This is a genomic window from Paenibacillus sp. FSL R10-2748 (genome assembly GCF_038005565.1).
Classification (GTDB): domain Bacteria; phylum Bacillota; class Bacilli; order Paenibacillales; family Paenibacillaceae; genus Paenibacillus; species Paenibacillus polymyxa_B.
In genome coordinates, this window is sequence record NZ_JBBOTK010000007.1 from 54,776 (window position 1) to 71,958 (window position 17,183).

Here is a 17,183-nt window from a genome sequence, read left to right on the forward strand (position 1 = left end):
AATTTTTTTAACATTATTTTTGATCTACTACTGTAGAGATTGTTTGTGTTAACATGATGAATATTCTCTTGATGACGGAGGGGTCCTAGTTGAATATTCTGTCACTAGCTCGTAAGTGGTTTGGTCGACTTCGCTTTAAAAGCAAGGTTATAACGGTATTTCTTCCGCTAATTATTGTTTCTCTGCTTACTCTTGGACTGTTGTCCAACCAGCTTTTCAGCCGTTCTTTGATAGACCGAACCACCAGCAACGTGGTCGATGAGTCTCAGCTTATCTTGTCTCGGACCGATTACATATTCAGCAGTGTGGAAACGGCGGCCAATATTATGGTGACGAATATTAACCGGATGTATGATTCATACGGTGCCAAACCTGGTACTGCGATGGAGTCTATTCAGTTTGGAAACTTGATGCAGAGCCGCCTATCCATTGATTTGTCAATCTTTCGTGAGGTGGATGCCGCTGTATTTATTGATAATGAAGGGACAATTTTCGCCTCTTATACCGAAAGCGGGGATGATCGCAAGATCTATAGCATGCTTAAGCGGGTAAGGGAATCCGAAAGTTATGGACAGGCACTCTGGTTTGATATGGAGAAGAGGGATTTCCTAACACCAGATCCGAACTCTCCGGTTTTGACGTTGGGGAAGACGGTCATTAATATAGACACGGGCGAACCCTATGGAACCCTTTTTCTGTTAGTGAAGGAAGAAGGTTTGTCCGATTACTTCCGTTCCAGCGATCCGGATGCGCCCAAATCTTATTATTTTTTAGATAACGGAATGCGCGTGGCGGTGGCAGAAGACAATGAGATGCTGATGAATCCGGTGAATCCACAGCTAGGTGAGGCCATCCAACGTTGTGCGCCTAATGCATCCCAAGGAACGTGCTCATTCGAGGATGAGGGCAATCTGGTAACGGTCACTGATTATACCCGGATGGATTGGAAGTTGGTCAATATCGTATCTCTTAGCCTGCTTACGGCTGATGTCCGGCAAAATGTTAGATTGTCGCTCTTAATCGGCGTATTGTGCCTTGTTTTTTCCTGGCTGGGCGCTAGCTTTCTATCCAAAATGGTCGTTAGCCCTCTCGAACATCTGACTAGGGCCATGCGAAAAGTAGTAACTGGTGACTTGCAAGCGGTTACGACAGTCCGCACAGAGGATGAGATCGGTACGATTGCTGAAGCGTTTAACTTTATGGTAAGAAGAGTTCGGGAGCTGCTGGATGAGGTAAGGCAGGAACAGAACCGTAAGCGTGAATATGAGCTCGCACTGATAAGCGCCCAAATTAAACCGCATTTTCTGTACAACACTTTGGATACCATTTATGCACTCAATGAGTTAGATCGTAATGATGAGGCTAGAGATACTACAAAAGCGCTAGCAGATTTTTATCGAATGGTGCTGAACAAGGGACGGGAATTAATTACTTTAGAAAAGGAAGCTCAGATTACTGATGATTACCTGACGATTTTGCAAATCCGTTATCCCGATGTGTTTCGCTATGAAGTGGATATCCCTGCCGAGCTTGCAGGTACACCTATCCCGAAGCTCTCGCTTCAGCCGCTTGTCGAGAATTCGATTTACCATGGTCTTAAGAAGAAAGGAACAAAAGGTTTTATCCGTATTTTTGCCTTTAAACAGGGTGATAAGGTGATCGTTCGGGTGGAGGACAACGGTGTGGGGATGGATGAATTCCAAGTTCAGACAATTATGTCCAGACATTTACCGAAAGAAGGAATACGATCAATCGGTACCTACAGTGTTCAGCAACGACTGAGTCTGTATTTTGGCGAGGAGTATGGGATATCCGTTCAAAGTATTCTCGCGGAGGGAACAACTGTTGACCTGTCGTTGCCGATGCTGCCAAAGGGGAGTGAACACCAAGATGTATAAAGTGATGATTGTCGATGATGAGCCGCTGTTCCGAGACTTTCTGCGTATAAAGATAGATTGGGAAAGTCATGGCTTTCGGGTTTGCTGCGAAGCAAGGAACGGACAGGAAGCACTTCAAGAAGCCGAGCGGCATCAGCCGCATCTCGCCCTCGTAGATATCAATATGCCCTTCATTGATGGAATTGAATTAGCCGAGAGGTTGAAAGTCAAGTTCGAACGCATCGTTATTGTATTCATATCTGGACATAACGAATTTGAATACCTACAGAAGGCGGTTCGAACCGGAGTGCAGGATTATTTGTTGAAGCCGTTCAATGCAGAAGAAATGCTCTCGATGTTGGAACGTATTAAGCCGAAACTACCGGTGTTTCTGCAGGAGAGCGAAAGTACCGAGTGGGGTCATGGTAGCGAAGCGTTGCACGGCAGAGCAAGTATGCCTGATTTGGGCCATCTGCGTGATGCAGTCGTGCTAGACCTTCGATTGAAAGACAGTGAAACGTTAGAGGAAGTCCGTAAGGCAATCCAGCAGCTTAGTATATATAAGTGGGGGGATGAATACGCGGACGCGATGCTTATGGGAATCGTATCTCTAGCACTTTCCTTTGCAAGTGAACGCGGCATTCCTTATGATCGGCTATGGGATGAAGGTTTGAACAAGTCTCCTTATGACCGGCTTCGGGAGTTAGATTCCTGGGAGGCTGCTGAAGGATGGATGCTCGCTTTGTACCGCAGGCTGATCCAATTGATGGAGAATATGCACTCTACGAAGGCTTCCAATCTTTTTGCTGCGGCGATCACCTATATCGAGGAGCATTATGCAGACACAGAGTTGTCTGCTGAGCAGGTTTCGTGCGGGGTTTTCGTCGATGCCAGCTATCTGCGGCGCGTCTTCCGTAAGGAGTCCGGCTTCTCCATAGTGGATCATATTACACACATTCGGATGAAGAAGGCTAAGGAGCTCTTACTGAACAGAAATCGGAAGTTGGCGGAAATCGCTGAAAGTGTTGGATACAGTGACCCCAATTATTTCAGCAAATGCTTCAAGAAACGCTTTGGCATGACACCGACTGAATATGAGCAACTCCAAAAAAGGTAGCTCTTGACCTGCGAGGCAGAACAACATCGATTTAAGCCTGGCGGTTTTCCTATACGGAAAACCGCTGCTCTATTTGTCCCGTTTTTTACTGATTATGCCCGTTTTATTCCTTAATCAAGAAAAGAAGCGGGAGTATACTGTAGTCATGCAAATGAAAGCGCAAACATAAAACACACTGCATGAGGGGGATTAAACAAATGAAAAAAACTTACAGAAGTTGGGGTGCAGCTTTGCTAGTGCTCACCATGTCTATTGGATTGGTCGCTTGTGGCGGAGATAAATCAGCTTCCTCCCAGGGCGGGACGGGAGACACAACGATCAAATTGAAGGTATATGCGCAGCATTTTGACGCCGATACCACCAAGCCGTTCGATTATGCGGTGGAAGAACTCAAAAAGGACATGCCAAACGTTGAGATTGAACTGGATCCTGCCGTTCAGGACGGGTACCAGAAGCTGAAGACTTATGCAGCGACAGGAAACATGCCGGATATTTATTTCACGGATTGGCCAACTCTGCAAACTTTAGCAAAATCCAAAAATGTCGAGGTGCTGGACAACTATGAGACAACGGCTAAATTCAAGGAGAATCTTAATCCGGGTGTTGAATCTCGTTTAGTAGCTCCAGATAATCATGTGTATGCTTATCCGGATACAGGCATTGAATTCCAGCTTATCTATTACAACAAGTCGATTTTTGAGAAGGCGGGGATCGAAACGCCGATTAAGACGATTGATCAGATGGGCGAAGCAGCTAAAAAGTTGAAAGCTGCAGGTTATGTGCCCATGTCGATCTTTGCCAAGGAAAAGTGGATTACGACTGCTTTTTATAATGGGCTGGTCACAAGAGAGCAGCCGCAAGGATTCGGAGCACTTGATCAGAAAGGTGTAAAAGCATTGCCAGAAGCGTTTGTAACGGCAGCACAGCAGATGAAGCAATTGCAGCAAGCCGGATTGTTCGACGCAAATGCCACGAACACCAATTATGATCAGGCATCGTCCCTGTTCTATCAGGGAAAGGCTGCCATGTTTGTGAACGGACAATGGGAAATTTACAGTTCACAGGAAAAGCTGGGCGACCAGGTCGACTGGATGTACTGGCCAGCAAAGGATGAAGCAACCTACGAGAAGTCCAAATATTTTATCGACGGTGCAGGCTCGCCACAGGGTTACGCAGTATCGTCGAGTAGCGAGAACAAGGAAACTGCCGTAAAGGTAGCAGCATTCCTTGCGACAAAGTCAGCCGAGTACAAATATACCCAACTCGGAAGTCCTATCGTTTCGCCGAAAGTGGATAAGCAAATCGCCTCCAATGTTCCAGCAATGATGCAGCGAGTCGCCAAAGAGTTGCTGCCAAACGCCAAGGAATATGCTCAGCTTCTGAGCAATACCAAAATTCAGAACACAATCAATGACAATACCCAGAATCTGATGGTGGACAACTTTTTGGTAGAGGGTTTTGTGAACAATCTGAACAGTACATTGGAGAAAGAAAACTGAGGAGAAAGAAAACTGATAATCCAGGGACAAGCAACCTCTGGCGACATAAGTCGCTGGGGGGGGAGCCGTCCCGAAAATAAGGGGTGGAAGCAACACATGAATAAATATTTGGGGAACAAACCGGCGCTGGCACTGTTTCTGCTCCCTGCTTTGATCCTGTACAGTGTGATCCTGATTTATCCTGTTCTGCAGACCGTTCTTCGTAGCTTTTATGAGTGGGATGGCCTTAGTACGCCGATCTTTTCGGGATTGAGTAATTACCGGGAGCTCTTTTCCGATCCTTTACTTTCCACTTCGCTTAAGAACGGATTGATATTTGCAATTGTACTGGTGGTCTTTCAGATTGGACTGGGAACGCTATTGGCGCTGATTTGTGCAGACCCGCGTACACGCGGGCGGAAAATACTGAAAACGGCTTATTTTATTCCGGTTGTTCTGTCGGTAACTGTGGTGTGCCAGCTGTGGATCGCCATTTACGACCCGACCAACGGACTGATCAACCGGCTGTTCGATCTTTTGAATATCCCGTATCAGCAAAATTGGCTGAGCTCCCCGACAGCATCAATTATTGCCATCGCCTTCGTTAATGCCTGGCAGTTTATGGGGTATCAATTCGCGCTGCTATATGCAGGGGTTAAGTCAGTACCTGAGGACTATTTTGAAGCCGCCACGATTGACGGTTGCAGCAAATGGAGAGCGCATCTGCATGTTACACTTCCTCTGATGAGGGAAACGTACAAATTCTGCTTTATTATCGCGATTACCTCTGGGATAGGCGCCTTTGTGCAGATGCTGATTATGACTAACGGGGGACCTGGTACTACAAATTATACAATGACATTCATGATTTACCGCTATGCTTTTATGGAGAGCAACTATGGCTATGCGTGTGCTGTATCTGTGCTGCTTGTACTGATCTCGCTGCTGGCAACTTTAGTTATCAATAAGCTGTTCGATCGCGGACAAACCGCCTGATGAGGTGCGTATTGAAAAGGAGAACGAAATGAGTAAAACCGCTGTGAGCAAGTTCAGACAAGCTGTCCTGCAGATACCGCTGTGGTTGTATGTGATTGTTTCGATTTATCCGTTGTTCTGGATGGTTTCCTACTCGTTGAAGAACAATGATGAGATCTTTGTTACCAACCCATTCGGACTACCAACGCATTTTCGTTACGAAAATTACATCAATGCTTGGACGCAATTTAATATTCCTCGTTACTTTCTGAACAGTCTGGTCGTATCAACGATTTCGACTCTGTTCATCCTTTTATTGGCACTGATGTTTGCCTTTGCAGTGGCTCGCATGAGATGGAGGTTTCGTTCTGCTGTCCGAACTTATATGATCATAGGAATGTTTATGCCGCTACAGGTTATTATGATACCGCTGGCGATTCTGGTTCGCGATTTTCATCTTACGAATACGTATGGAGCTCTTATTCTTCCCTATATCGCAATTGGCCTTCCTTTCTCGTCAATGATTTTCTATGGGTTCCTGGCAGGAATTCCTAAGGAGATTGAAGAGGCGGCATGTATGGATGGAGCTAATATTTATAGACTGTTCCTGAAAATCATTATGCCGCTTGCAATGCCTGCAATTGCAACTGTAGCCATTTTTCAGTTCTTGAACAACTGGAATGAGTTCACTTTGGCCTATATTCTGATTTCTGATGAGAATATGAAGACCTTGCCGCTAGGCTTGCTTTTCTTCCAGGGCTCCTACAGCACGGATTGGGGGGCCATGGGAGCTGTTATGACTATCGCTTCCCTACCGATGGTACTAGTCTATCTGTTCTTGAGTGAACAAGTGGAGCGGGCAATGACGGTGGGTTCCGCTGTAAAAGGATAGAGAGGATAAAATGCCCGGGCTTGAGAATCAGAAAAAAGATTCTCTAGCCGGGCATTTTTGTTATGTACATACGCTAGTTTAATCTGACGATGGTTTGTGGCTAATCAGAAACCTTACAACAAAATAAAGGTTTTTGTAAGTTTCAACTGTTGTTCATTATGTAGAAGCTGTTATGCTGGTAAACAGCTAGGCAAGGAAAGAAGTGAGCAGATTTTGAAAGATCCAAAGCAAAGTTTCAATGAAACATTAAAAATTCCTAAAAGAACCATTATAACAGTCACCGTTATTGTTATTATAATTATATTGTTAATCACTCTGGTGCTCGGCACCATGCATATTATTCGGGATTCAATATACACCACCATGAAAACCTCCTAAATCTACAACCAAGGGGGTTAGATTGTTGTTATTGCTTGAACGATCGAATAAAGGCATTATATAGAGAAATCAGTTGTTAAAAATTCAAGCACTAAGAAGGTAGAAAACACGATGCAAAAGATATTAATAGTAGAGGATGATCCTCAAATCAGTTCCTTGCTCCAATCTTATCTTGAGAAATATGGTTATCAAGGGATTAACGTTTCAAATTTTGATCAAGTTCTGGCTATCTTTCAAGAGGTAAAGCCTGATTTGGTACTACTTGATGTGAATCTACCTCGCTTTGATGGATTTTATTGGTGCAGGCAAATACGGACTCAGTCTACATGCCCCATCCTTTTTGTTTCTGCACGCGATGATAAAATGGATCAGGTCATTGCTTTGCAAAACGGAGCAGATGATTACATTACGAAACCATTTTATCCCGAAGTACTGTTAGCCAAAGTAGAAAGCAATCTGCGACGTGCCTATGGCTCTTATGCTGTTGCCCCAAAATCACGTTCCTTAAAAGTGGCAGATTTGACGCTATATCCCGATATTATGGAACTTGTATTCCATGACAAGCAGGTAGAAATTAGCCAGAAGGAAGCAGCACTGCTAGAGCTATTGATGACGTATCCTAAGCAGGTTGTGGGTAGAGTTCATCTCTTAGAGGCTTTATGGGATGATCACCAATATGTGGGCGAAAACACACTGAATGTTTATGTCACTCGGGTCCGCAAAAAGCTGAGTGAGCTGGGACTAGGGGATATCATAGAGACGGTTAGAGGGGCTGGCTATCGGCTTCACTTGAGTGAGGAGGAAGAACGGTGAAGCTTTTTTGGCGTGACCATTTTTCGCTGGTGATTTTTAATATCATCCAACTTTTTCTTGTGTTAAGTATCTATTGGATGGATGGTTACCGTAACTGGTCGACGGCCCTGTATTCCGTCTTTTTTGGGGCCTCCATATTGCTGGTTTATTTGCTCTTCCAGTATGTCATGTACTCTGGTTTATATCGCATATTATCCACTGCAAACATTAGAGATTTAGATGAGCTTATTCAGATGAAGGTACTTAATCCGTTAGCCTCTTCTTTGCAACATTTGCTTTTACAATATTATCGATTGTATCAGTCCCGAATTCATCAGTTAGAGCATCAGCAGCGCGATCATATTACGTTTATCAATCAGTGGGTTCACCAGATGAAAACTCCTCTTTCTGTTATTCATTTAATCCTTAAAGGAAAAATAGATCCCGAATCGGATCAGATTCACGATGAGATTGATCGAATGGGAAAAGGACTGGACATGATTTTGTATATGTCACGATTGGAATCCTTTGAACCTGACTTTCATGTGGAGCCTGTTGTATTACGAAAACTGGTTAGTGATGTGATTTATGATAACAAAAGATTATTGATTCGCAACGAAATTTATCCTTCCAATGAAGTGGACGAGCAGTTGAGTGTGATTACCGATGCCAAGTGGCTAAGATTCATAATTAACCAATTGGTGACCAATGCGGTGAAATACTCTTCAGGTCATGCCCACAGTCTGAAACTAATGTCTGACGTAAGAGAGCATGTCATTGTGTTGGAAGTACAGGATGAGGGGATTGGTATCCCTAAAAAAGATGTAGAACGGGTATTTGAGGCTTATTATACAGGTGAAAATGGGCGGAAGTATCGTGAATCAACCGGGATGGGACTCTATTTGGTGTCTGAAATCTGCAAAAGACTGAATCATGATATTCAACTGAAATCGACAGTTGGTGAAGGGACAACGGTTCAAATCCTGTTTTCAATTCACAAATGAGAAACCTTACAACACATTTAAGGTTTTTGTAATGTTAATCGATCGCTTCACTTGTCTGGATGGATTATGATCATAACATAGAACAAGGAAAGGAATGAATTATGGAGATTGTACGAATGGATCAAGTCACCAAAATATATTATGGCAAGGTTCCCTACCGAGCCCTTAACAACATCCATTTAACGATCAAACAAGGTGAGTTTGTTGGTATTATGGGGCCGTCTGGTAGTGGGAAGACCACATTATTAAACATGATTTCGACCATTGATATGCCGACTTCTGGCGAGGTTTGCATTAAAGGTGAAAATCTAAATCAGCTCAAGAAGGATAAGCTGGCTTTATTTCGTCGCAAAGAGCTGGGACTTGTATTTCAGGACTTTAATTTGCTGGAAACCCTCACTTTGGGAGAGAACATACTGTTTCCTCTGATGCTGAATAAAAAAGGATTAAAGGAAATGGAGCTTAAACTGGAAGAGGTAGCGAAGAAACTGGATATTTTTGATGTTTTGGATAAACGGCCTTATGAGGTGTCAGGGGGACAAAAGCAACGGGCAGCCATTGGTAGGGCTATTATTCACTCTCCTTCACTCCTGCTCGCAGATGAACCCACTGGAAATCTCGATTCCAAGTCTTCACGTGTTGTGATGGAAATGCTGGGACTTATCCACCGTGTAGATTATTCCACAATCGTGCTGGTAACACACGGTGCAATGGAAGCCAGTTATTGTGATCGGGTAATTTTTATAAAAGATGGTGAGTTATATAATGAAATCCACCGTAGTCATAGTCAGCAAATATTTTTTCAGGAAATCATAGATATGCTCTCCTTTTTGGGGGGAAGTAGACATGCACATGAGCTTTCGTCTGTTAGCATGGAATAATCTCAAACGCAATGTACGTGCTTATGTACCTTATTATTTAAGCAGTTCATTGATGATTTCGATTTTTTTCGTATATGCGATATTTATTTTTCACCCGGATGTCTCAAATGCAATCACAGCAGCTAATGTAAAAAAAGGATTACAAGTTGCTGATCTGTTGATTTTTGTATTTTCCTTTTTTTTCGTATTATACACAAACCATATCTTTGTTGCTGCACGTAAGAAAGAATTGGGTATACTGACCATTTTAGGGACACATCACAGACAAATTTATTTTTTGGTGGCATATGAAAATCTAATTATAGGTTTTTTATCCTTGGTTACTGGGATTATCGGAGGATTTATTTCAGCGAAATTCTTTCTGCTTTTGGGCTCCAATGTCATAGGAATGTATTTAACGTTTTATTTTCCTTGGAAAGCACTGGCTTTCACAGGAATTGGCTTTATGTTTTTGTTTATATTGATCTCACTTGTGTCTGTTTTCTTCATACGCCATTTTAAATTACAGCAGCTTTTTAACAAGGTTCCACAGCTCAAAAAGGAATTAAAAGCTTCATGGAGTCTTTCCTTTCTTGCGATAGCGTTAATAGGAGCGGCTGTATATTTAATGAAGCTTGATTTTCCACCATACATTTATCTGGCACCGTATCGTTTAGGGACTCTTTCTTTTTATATATTGCACTATTCGGTTGGAGACACATTTAAATACACAATTGTAATGGGGTTTATTGGTACTTACTTATTTTATACTCAATTATGTGTACTATTCATTCAACTGCTTAGAGCTAACAGGAAATGGTCTTGGAGCGGAACACGTTTGTTATGGTTATCTGAGATCACATACAAAATTAGGAATAATGCTGGATTATTTTCATTGATTACCTTAATTTCTATCATTTCCTGTGTAGGAGCAGCGTCAACTTTTGACTCCATGCAGCAGCAAAAAAGATTTCTAAGGGAGCAATCTTATTCATTTGCACTTTCTTCTGATGTAGTAAGTTCTAGAGAGCTTGAAAAAGAGATTGACCAAAATCTTTATACGGCTGGGGTAGATTATTCGAAAAGTGAAATACTGATCTTTCCCTTTCGTGAACAGTTCGCACCTGTGATGAAACAATCCAACTATGAAGCTCTTACTTCCAGGTTTAAGGAACTAAAACAGACAGCCGCACTTCGGGATCATCAAGGCTTTTTCATTTTTGATTCTAATGGAATGTCTTTAGAAGAACAGAAAACCTTTTTTGAAAAAAAGCTAACTTACAATCAAGGAAAATCTCAGATTATGAATATTCAGATTATGGATACTCAGAAGATAGACCACAGCATAAAGTTTGTTGAAAACATCATCTCTGAACTAGGAAGGTTACTTGTTGTTTCAGATCGAACTTACGACCATTTAGTTGAACAACGGTACTTCAATGTTCCATTAGCATACAAATCTGTTTATTATTTTGTGCCAAAATGGAAGAATGGTCAACTTTCATTAGAAACTTCTGAAACTCAACAGGAGATATGGTTGTATTCCGTGTTGGCCAACAAGGTGAACAAAGGGGTACTTAACTCTAGAGCAGTGGATTATTTGACATCGGAGATGGATCTGAATATTAGTGAATTTATTGGCGGATTTATCGCCATTATTATGTTGGCAAGCACTGTAAGTCTGTTGTATTTCAGATTGTATGTAGATCTTCAACGGGATGAGGAAATATACCGAGCTTTATCGAAAATCGGATTAAACTCAAGGAAAATGAGACGAGCTGCATCCAGACAAATTGCTTTCCTATTTCTTCTGCCATTAGTCGTATCATCCGTAGGAGTAGTGCTTTGTTTATTTATGTCAGAACCATCTGGAATAAATGTAGCACCCTTTCATCTTACGCTTATTCAGATTATGCTTTGCTTTTGGGCAATCCAATTCTTTTCCTTTCTTATTGTACGTTTCCTGTACCTTCGTCAATTGGATTTAAAGATGCTGTAAAGAGCGATAAGCCGTGTGTGAAAGAATAGCAGGAGGGCAGGATTATACCTCCCTTCTGGAATCTGCACGGATGATAGAAGATGCAGTTCTCAATTCACGACATCCTTGATGGGGAGTTGTGCAAAGAAATTGTAATGAAGAGGAAGAATTAAAATTCATATAACAACGCATTTATTATACTTGATGAAACTTAGAAAGAGGGGGGTTCTATGAAAAAACGTATGTTCATTTTATTGTTGTTGGCCTTATCGGCCAGTTCTTTTTCAGAGTCCTTTGTTCATGCAGAGCAGCAGCAGGTTTCCAATGCAAGTGTGAAAATAACACTGAGTCAAGCACAGCAATGGGCACGATCTAATAGCTTTAGCTTGAAGGAGGCTCAGCAAGCGATAGATCGTAACCGGATTAACCTAAAAAATGCAGGTAAGAATTTGGATTTCATCCCAGCAGGTGCAGGCAACGGTGAAGAGGATGCGGCTAGTAGTTCAGCTTGGAAAGGGTATGCCTCATCGACGGTTTCTTATCTGGAATCCAAGAAGCAAATCGAGCTTGCCCAAGATCAGACAGACTACATTACAATGAAAAACTATTATGATGTACTTCTGGCTGATAACAAAGTGAAGAGCAGTGAGGATGCACTTTCGCTCGCACTACTGGAAGAAAAAGCTGCTGAGGCGAAAGCCAAACGCGGGAAAATTTCTCCAGGTGATCAAAGTACGATTATTCAGACTCGTATAGAAGCACAAAAGAATGTGGAGATTGCAAAAGCAGCGCTGCGAAAAGCAATCGATTCACTAAATACACAAATGGGCCAACCTCAAGGTACGGTGTATGAACTGGTGGATCGACCTGTTTACCGGAAGATGGATAACACGAATTTAGATACGCTTGTGACGCGTGCCATCTCGGCGAGTCCTTCGGTATGGAGACAGGAGGAGGCAGTCAAGCTGGCAAAGATGGAAATTAAATATTACACGTGGAACTCGGGAACTGACGATTATGAAATTAAACAGATTGATGTAGACTCAGCGGAAGGCGGATTGGAAAATACCAAGGATCAATTAGCAGAAACACTGAAGAATATGTACTTTAACTTACAGCAGAGTTATGAACAATACGAACAAATGCAAAGTAATCTACAGAACGCCAATAAAGTATTAGATATATCTCGTAAAAAAAAGGAACGAGGATTTGCTACAGGTACGGAGGTAGCCACGAATCAGTTAAAAGTGAAGCAAATTGAACGGAATAAGGATGAACTAATTGTTCAAATAACGCTGCTGCAACATGCTTTAAACAAACCGTGGAGCGTATAGGGTTTAGAAAAAATACATTTTAAGGGGATATAACATTGTCGGAAACAGAAAAGAAAGATGCATTGCAAGTGTTAAGAAGGAAAAAAAGATTGAAAGGGATTATAGGTATTCTTGTCTTGATCATTATAGCGGGAATTGGAAGTTTTGTTTATATGAAAAAGGGGCAGGAAAAGCCCGTGGAGAGTCCTGCGAACCAGATTGTACAGGTACAGAAAACAAACATGACGGATTCGCTTAAAGTGACTGGGACCGTTCAGGCTTCCAAGGAAGTAAATATTAATTTTACAAATGTCGAGGGTGCCAAGCTCATCGCTGTCAATATCAAAGCAGGAGATAGTGTCAAAGCAGGTCAGGTTCTAGCACGATTAGATGATTCGGATGCCAGGCTGCAAATTAAGGATGCCGAATCCAATGTCGCGATTGCAAGGGCCAAGCTGGAGGAAGCCAAGCGCGGACCCAAAACCAATGATATCGAGCTCCAGAAAACCAATGTCTTAAAGGCACAAATGGCGATTAAAACAGCCAAGAACGATATGGAGTTAGAGGAAGCCGCTGCACAAAAGGTGGCAGTCAAGGTGACTTTGGATAAGGCCCAGAAGGATTATGATGACCAGGCTTATCTGGTTCAGAATGATGCGGCAGCAGAAAGTGACCTGGCGACAGCCAAGCAAAATCTGGATAAGGCAAAACTGGATATGAGCAATGCGGAGCTGCAGTACAAGAAGGCACAGACCAAACAGACTGAGGCAATTGAGGAGGCAGAAATGGGCTTTAAAACAGCTTTAATACAATTAAAGGCTGCACAGTCCCCGCCTGAAGCTTCCAACATCCAATCTGCACAGGCTTCTTTACAGCAGGCTGAAACGGCATTAGAGCAGAAGAAAAGTGTCCTGAGCAAATTACAGGTTACGGCACCGTGGGACGGGATCATTTTGAAGGTCAACGGCGATGTGGGTACTAGTCCTACTGCACCTTTTATTGTAATGAATAACTCCAATACAGGCGTTATGAAGGTTCTTGCCAAGGTTAACGAAAGTGATATTGCTAAATTGAAGACCGGACTTCAGGCTACAATGCACTCGAATTCATTCCCGGACAAACAATTTAAAGGCGAAGTACGCTTCGTTTCTCCAGAGCCGGTGACGGAATCGAATGTGACTACATACAAAATTGAATTGTCTTTGGATAGCCAAAAAATAAGGCTGCAACCGGGGATGAACATGGATGTATCACTCCTCTTGGCTGAACGTAAAGACGCGCTGTCCGTTCCATTGTTTGCATTGAGATCCGAAGGTGGAGTGGACGGAGTATATGTAGCGAAGAACCCAGCAAACCCTGCAGATTATGAATTCAGACCTGTGAAGCTGGGTGTTTATACAGCGGATCAGGCCGAAATCAAGTCCGGTGTTAAGGAAGGCGAGACCATTATTATTCCGCCTCAGGACGGTGCTGGTTCGAATGGCAGTCAAGAGGGCCAGGACCCTGATGGGGGTCAGGCACAATGAACGAAGTCCAATTAAATAAAAACGTTATTGAAATTAAAGCATTAAAAAAAATATATGAGGTAGGCGGACAGGAGATTCAGGCTCTACGTGGTGTGAATTTATCTATTAGCGAAGGTGAGTTTGTTGCCATAATGGGTCCCTCTGGTTCGGGTAAGTCCACCATGATGAATGTCATTGGTTGCCTCGATCATCCTGATACCGGGAAGTATTATCTGGATGGGTATTCCATATTGGATGCTCGTGAGAACGAGCTTTCCGAGATTCGAAATCAGAAACTGGGTTTTGTGTTTCAAAAATTCTATCTACTTTCCCGAACTACAGCATTAGCAAATGTAGAGCTACCTATGATGTATGCAGGTATACCTGCCAAGGAACGCCGGGAACGAGCCGTGGAGGCGCTTCGAAGTGTAGGCCTTGCAGAACGGATGTACAACAAACCTAACGAGCTTTCTGGCGGTCAGCAGCAACGTGTCTCTATTGCGCGTGCGTTGGTGAATAATCCTGTTATTCTGCTGGCGGATGAGCCAACGGGGGCACTGGATACGAAGACGAGCGTCGAGATTATGGAGCTATTTCAGGGTTTGAATGAGCAGGGGAAAACCATCGTCTTGGTTACTCATGAGCTGGAAATCGCTGAATATGCCAAGCGGTTGATCAGCTTTCGGGATGGAGATATTGAGCGTGATGAAAGCATTACCAATAGAAGAATTTCATCAAGGATGGCGAGCCTATGAATTTGATGGAAACGATCCGTGTATCAATTAATAGTTTAACGACCAATAAGCTGCGCTCCTTTTTAACGATTCTCGGTATTATTATCGGGGTGGCAGCGGTTATTGCCATTATGGCGATCGGAAACGGCTCTACAGCCCGCATAAAAGCAGAAATTAATAAATTAGGGAATAACGTATTGATGGTTGCTCCAGCTATGACAATGGTCGATGGTGAAATAGATTTGGACAACACGCCCTCGTTTACTTGGGCTGATGTCGAGGCGTTGGAACAAAAGAATTCTATAGATGCATTGATGCCAAATATATCGAGCAATTCAAAAGCTGCGTGGGGGCGATATAACTATAACGCTACTATTGTAGGGACTTCCACTTCATTCTATAAGGTCAAAAAGTTTTCCTTTGCTGAGGGCAGAACATTTACCAACGATGAGATGGATAAACGCATGAATGTCGCCATTCTTGAAAGCCAAGCGGTTCAACGTCTTTTTGGTGGAGATACCCAAAATGTATTGGGACGAACGTTTCAAATTAAACAGATTCCTTTCAAGGTGATCGGAGTATTGAATACTCAGCCAGTTACGAACTTAAGCTATAGTACTAATGAACAAATTTACATCCCTGCTACAACCATGATGAACCGTCTGGGTGAGAAAAACATTACGGGATTGGACGTGTCTGCCAAGTCACCAGCTTTGATGGATCAGGCTCGTCTAGACATATTGGAAAGCTTGCGTGTGACGCATCAGCTAAAACCCTCGGAACCGGATCAATTTCAAATTATGAGTCAGTCAGAGGCAGCAGGTGCAGCTTCCGGTGTAGATAATATCATGACCAGCTTACTGGGTGGTGTAGCCGCGATATCGCTCGTGGTAGGGGGAATCGGAATTATGAATATTATGATGGTTTCGGTTATAGAGCGTACAAGAGAAATCGGTATTCGGAAAGCCATTGGTGCCAAGCCGAGAGATATTATGATTCAATTTCTATCTGAAGCGGTCATCTTTGGTCTGTTAGGAGGTACAATCGGGGTTGTAACAGGCATAGGAGCGTCCAAAATAATCGAAGCAACGACACATATGACCATTGAATTTACGATCTCGCCTATTATATATTCGTTTCTTAGCTCTGCGGGCACAGGCATCCTATTTGGAGTATACCCGGCTTATAAAGCAGCAAGTTTAAAGCCTATAGATGCATTGAGATACGAATAATTTCAATTGGCACATGGTCGCAAAATGAAACGTAAACAGCTTCTAGATTTTTGGAGGAACATATACTAATGGAAAAAAGCTATACGCATAATAGAACCAGAGCTCATCGGATGAAGAGAAATAGAAGAAGACTACTGTTTATTATTATCATTTGTATTGTTCTAATTATTTTAAAACTCTTTGATATCTTTAGTAGTAAACAACAGCCGGTAAAAACGATTGAATTTGCAGAAAAAATAAACTCAGTATCAACCGACAAATTAAATAACGAATCCAAAGGGAGCGAATCACCTCTAAAAAATGTTTCGGGTGTTGAAGATGCAGCATTTGTTGAAAAATACTTGAATCAGCAAATGCAAGGACATCGGCCTGAGGGGATAGACGGTAAAAAAGTAGTCTATTTATCTTTTGATGATGGCCCATCGGTCACCGTAACGCCTAAGATATTGGATGTTCTTAAAGAAGAAAATGTGAAAGCAACGTTTTTTGTGGTAGGAAAGGCAGTAGAAGAAAATGAAGTGGCTAAAAAAATAACAAAAAGAGTAGTTAAAGAAGGACATGCTATCGGAAATCATACCTACTCACATGACTACAGTTATTTATATCCTAATCAAACTGTGAATTCGAGCATTTTTATGAAGGATATTGAAAAAACAAATCAAGTTTTAAAGCAAATATTGGGGCAGAATTTCTCCACAAGAGTAATTCGTTTTCCAGGTGGCCATATGACATGGCAGAGAAATGATCCCAATGGTATGGAAGTGCTGGACAAAGCTCTACATGATAAGGATTACCATCAGATTGACTGGAATGTGTTACCTAAAGATGCAGAAGGTGCACCTAAGAATGCTGAACAATTAATTCGCGAATTCATAAGGAACATGGGGACTAGAGAAAAAGCAGTTGTACTCATGCATGACACTTATGGGAAAGAAGAAACTGCCAAAGCCTTGCCTGAAATCATAACATATTTAAAAAAGCAGGGATATGAATTTAAGACTATAAAGTGACTTACCGATTCCAATCAAAACAGAAGGGACAAGCAGTA

The 17,183-nt window shown here is 42.4% G+C and carries 14 protein-coding genes; all 14 read left to right on the plus strand.

The window, feature by feature from the left end; translation table 11 throughout:
- The first annotated feature begins 89 nt into the window (after positions 1–89).
- The 14 genes from NSS66_RS20200 (at position 90) to NSS66_RS20265 (ending at position 17,145) form a co-directional block, all read left to right on the plus strand.
- Positions 90–1,898, plus strand: a complete 1,809-nt coding sequence (locus NSS66_RS20200; protein WP_076160483.1) for a cache domain-containing sensor histidine kinase — start codon at positions 90–92, stop codon at positions 1,896–1,898.
- On the plus strand, positions 1,891–2,994 hold the full coding sequence (locus tag NSS66_RS20205) for a response regulator transcription factor (RefSeq protein ID WP_076160480.1): 1,104 nt from the start codon (positions 1,891–1,893) through the stop codon (positions 2,992–2,994). Before NSS66_RS20200 ends, NSS66_RS20205 begins: the two co-directional genes overlap by 8 nt.
- A gap of 197 nt (positions 2,995–3,191) precedes the next feature.
- Positions 3,192–4,493 carry an ABC transporter substrate-binding protein gene (locus NSS66_RS20210; protein WP_339202126.1) on the plus strand — a complete coding sequence of 434 codons (1,302 nt, stop codon included), beginning with the start codon at positions 3,192–3,194 and terminating at the stop codon, positions 4,491–4,493.
- Positions 4,494–4,589: 96 nt separating this feature from the next.
- On the plus strand, positions 4,590–5,468 hold the full coding sequence (locus tag NSS66_RS20215) for a carbohydrate ABC transporter permease (protein ID WP_053325421.1): 879 nt from the start codon (positions 4,590–4,592) through the stop codon (positions 5,466–5,468).
- A gap of 28 nt (positions 5,469–5,496) precedes the next feature.
- Positions 5,497–6,339: a carbohydrate ABC transporter permease gene (locus NSS66_RS20220; protein ID WP_025723644.1), complete on the plus strand. Its 843-nt coding sequence runs from the start codon at positions 5,497–5,499 to the stop codon at positions 6,337–6,339.
- 489 nt (positions 6,340–6,828) lie between these two features.
- Positions 6,829–7,530, plus strand: coding sequence for a response regulator transcription factor (locus tag NSS66_RS20225; RefSeq protein WP_023988571.1), 702 nt, complete (start codon positions 6,829–6,831; stop codon positions 7,528–7,530).
- A complete protein-coding gene (locus NSS66_RS20230; RefSeq protein WP_339202130.1) occupies positions 7,527–8,513 on the plus strand; it encodes a sensor histidine kinase in 987 nt (328 codons plus the stop codon). Before NSS66_RS20225 ends, NSS66_RS20230 begins: the two co-directional genes overlap by 4 nt.
- A gap of 101 nt (positions 8,514–8,614) precedes the next feature.
- Entirely contained in the window at positions 8,615–9,394 is a 780-nt protein-coding gene (locus NSS66_RS20235) for an ABC transporter ATP-binding protein (protein ID WP_023988573.1), read from the plus strand.
- Positions 9,360–11,372, plus strand: coding sequence for an ABC transporter permease (locus NSS66_RS20240; RefSeq protein ID WP_339202134.1), 2,013 nt, complete (start codon positions 9,360–9,362; stop codon positions 11,370–11,372). Before NSS66_RS20235 ends, NSS66_RS20240 begins: the two co-directional genes overlap by 35 nt.
- Positions 11,373–11,581: 209 nt before the next feature.
- Positions 11,582–12,685, plus strand: a complete 1,104-nt coding sequence (locus NSS66_RS20245; protein ID WP_023988575.1) for a TolC family protein — start codon at positions 11,582–11,584, stop codon at positions 12,683–12,685.
- A gap of 35 nt (positions 12,686–12,720) precedes the next feature.
- Positions 12,721–14,190 (plus strand): efflux RND transporter periplasmic adaptor subunit, encoded by a 1,470-nt coding sequence (locus NSS66_RS20250; RefSeq protein WP_339202137.1) that lies wholly within the window; start codon positions 12,721–12,723, stop codon positions 14,188–14,190.
- On the plus strand, positions 14,187–14,924 hold the full coding sequence (locus NSS66_RS20255; RefSeq protein WP_025723380.1) for an ABC transporter ATP-binding protein: 738 nt from the start codon (positions 14,187–14,189) through the stop codon (positions 14,922–14,924). The genes NSS66_RS20250 and NSS66_RS20255 overlap by 4 nt, the downstream gene beginning before the upstream one ends.
- Complete coding sequence (locus NSS66_RS20260; protein ID WP_028541307.1) at positions 14,921–16,135, plus strand: ABC transporter permease; 1,215 nt, start codon at positions 14,921–14,923, stop codon at positions 16,133–16,135. The genes NSS66_RS20255 and NSS66_RS20260 overlap by 4 nt, the downstream gene beginning before the upstream one ends.
- A 68-nt stretch (positions 16,136–16,203) precedes the next feature.
- Complete coding sequence (locus NSS66_RS20265; protein WP_068938434.1) at positions 16,204–17,145, plus strand: polysaccharide deacetylase family protein; 942 nt, start codon at positions 16,204–16,206, stop codon at positions 17,143–17,145.
- Positions 17,146–17,183 lie beyond the last annotated feature (38 nt).

Coding starts and splice junctions, on each gene's coding strand:
- NSS66_RS20205 (WP_076160480.1), top strand. CDS start 1,891: ATGTATAAAGTGATGATTGTCGATGATGAGCCGCTGTTCCGAGACTTT.
- NSS66_RS20210 (WP_339202126.1), top strand. CDS start 3,192: ATGAAAAAAACTTACAGAAGTTGGGGTGCAGCTTTGCTAGTGCTCACC.
- NSS66_RS20215 (WP_053325421.1), top strand. CDS start 4,590: ATGAATAAATATTTGGGGAACAAACCGGCGCTGGCACTGTTTCTGCTC.
- NSS66_RS20220 (WP_025723644.1), top strand. CDS start 5,497: ATGAGTAAAACCGCTGTGAGCAAGTTCAGACAAGCTGTCCTGCAGATA.
- NSS66_RS20225 (WP_023988571.1), top strand. CDS start 6,829: ATGCAAAAGATATTAATAGTAGAGGATGATCCTCAAATCAGTTCCTTG.
- NSS66_RS20235 (WP_023988573.1), top strand. CDS start 8,615: ATGGAGATTGTACGAATGGATCAAGTCACCAAAATATATTATGGCAAG.
- NSS66_RS20240 (WP_339202134.1), top strand. CDS start 9,360: ATGCACATGAGCTTTCGTCTGTTAGCATGGAATAATCTCAAACGCAAT.
- NSS66_RS20245 (WP_023988575.1), top strand. CDS start 11,582: ATGAAAAAACGTATGTTCATTTTATTGTTGTTGGCCTTATCGGCCAGT.
- NSS66_RS20255 (WP_025723380.1), top strand. CDS start 14,187: ATGAACGAAGTCCAATTAAATAAAAACGTTATTGAAATTAAAGCATTA.
- NSS66_RS20260 (WP_028541307.1), top strand. CDS start 14,921: ATGAATTTGATGGAAACGATCCGTGTATCAATTAATAGTTTAACGACC.
- NSS66_RS20265 (WP_068938434.1), top strand. CDS start 16,204: ATGGAAAAAAGCTATACGCATAATAGAACCAGAGCTCATCGGATGAAG.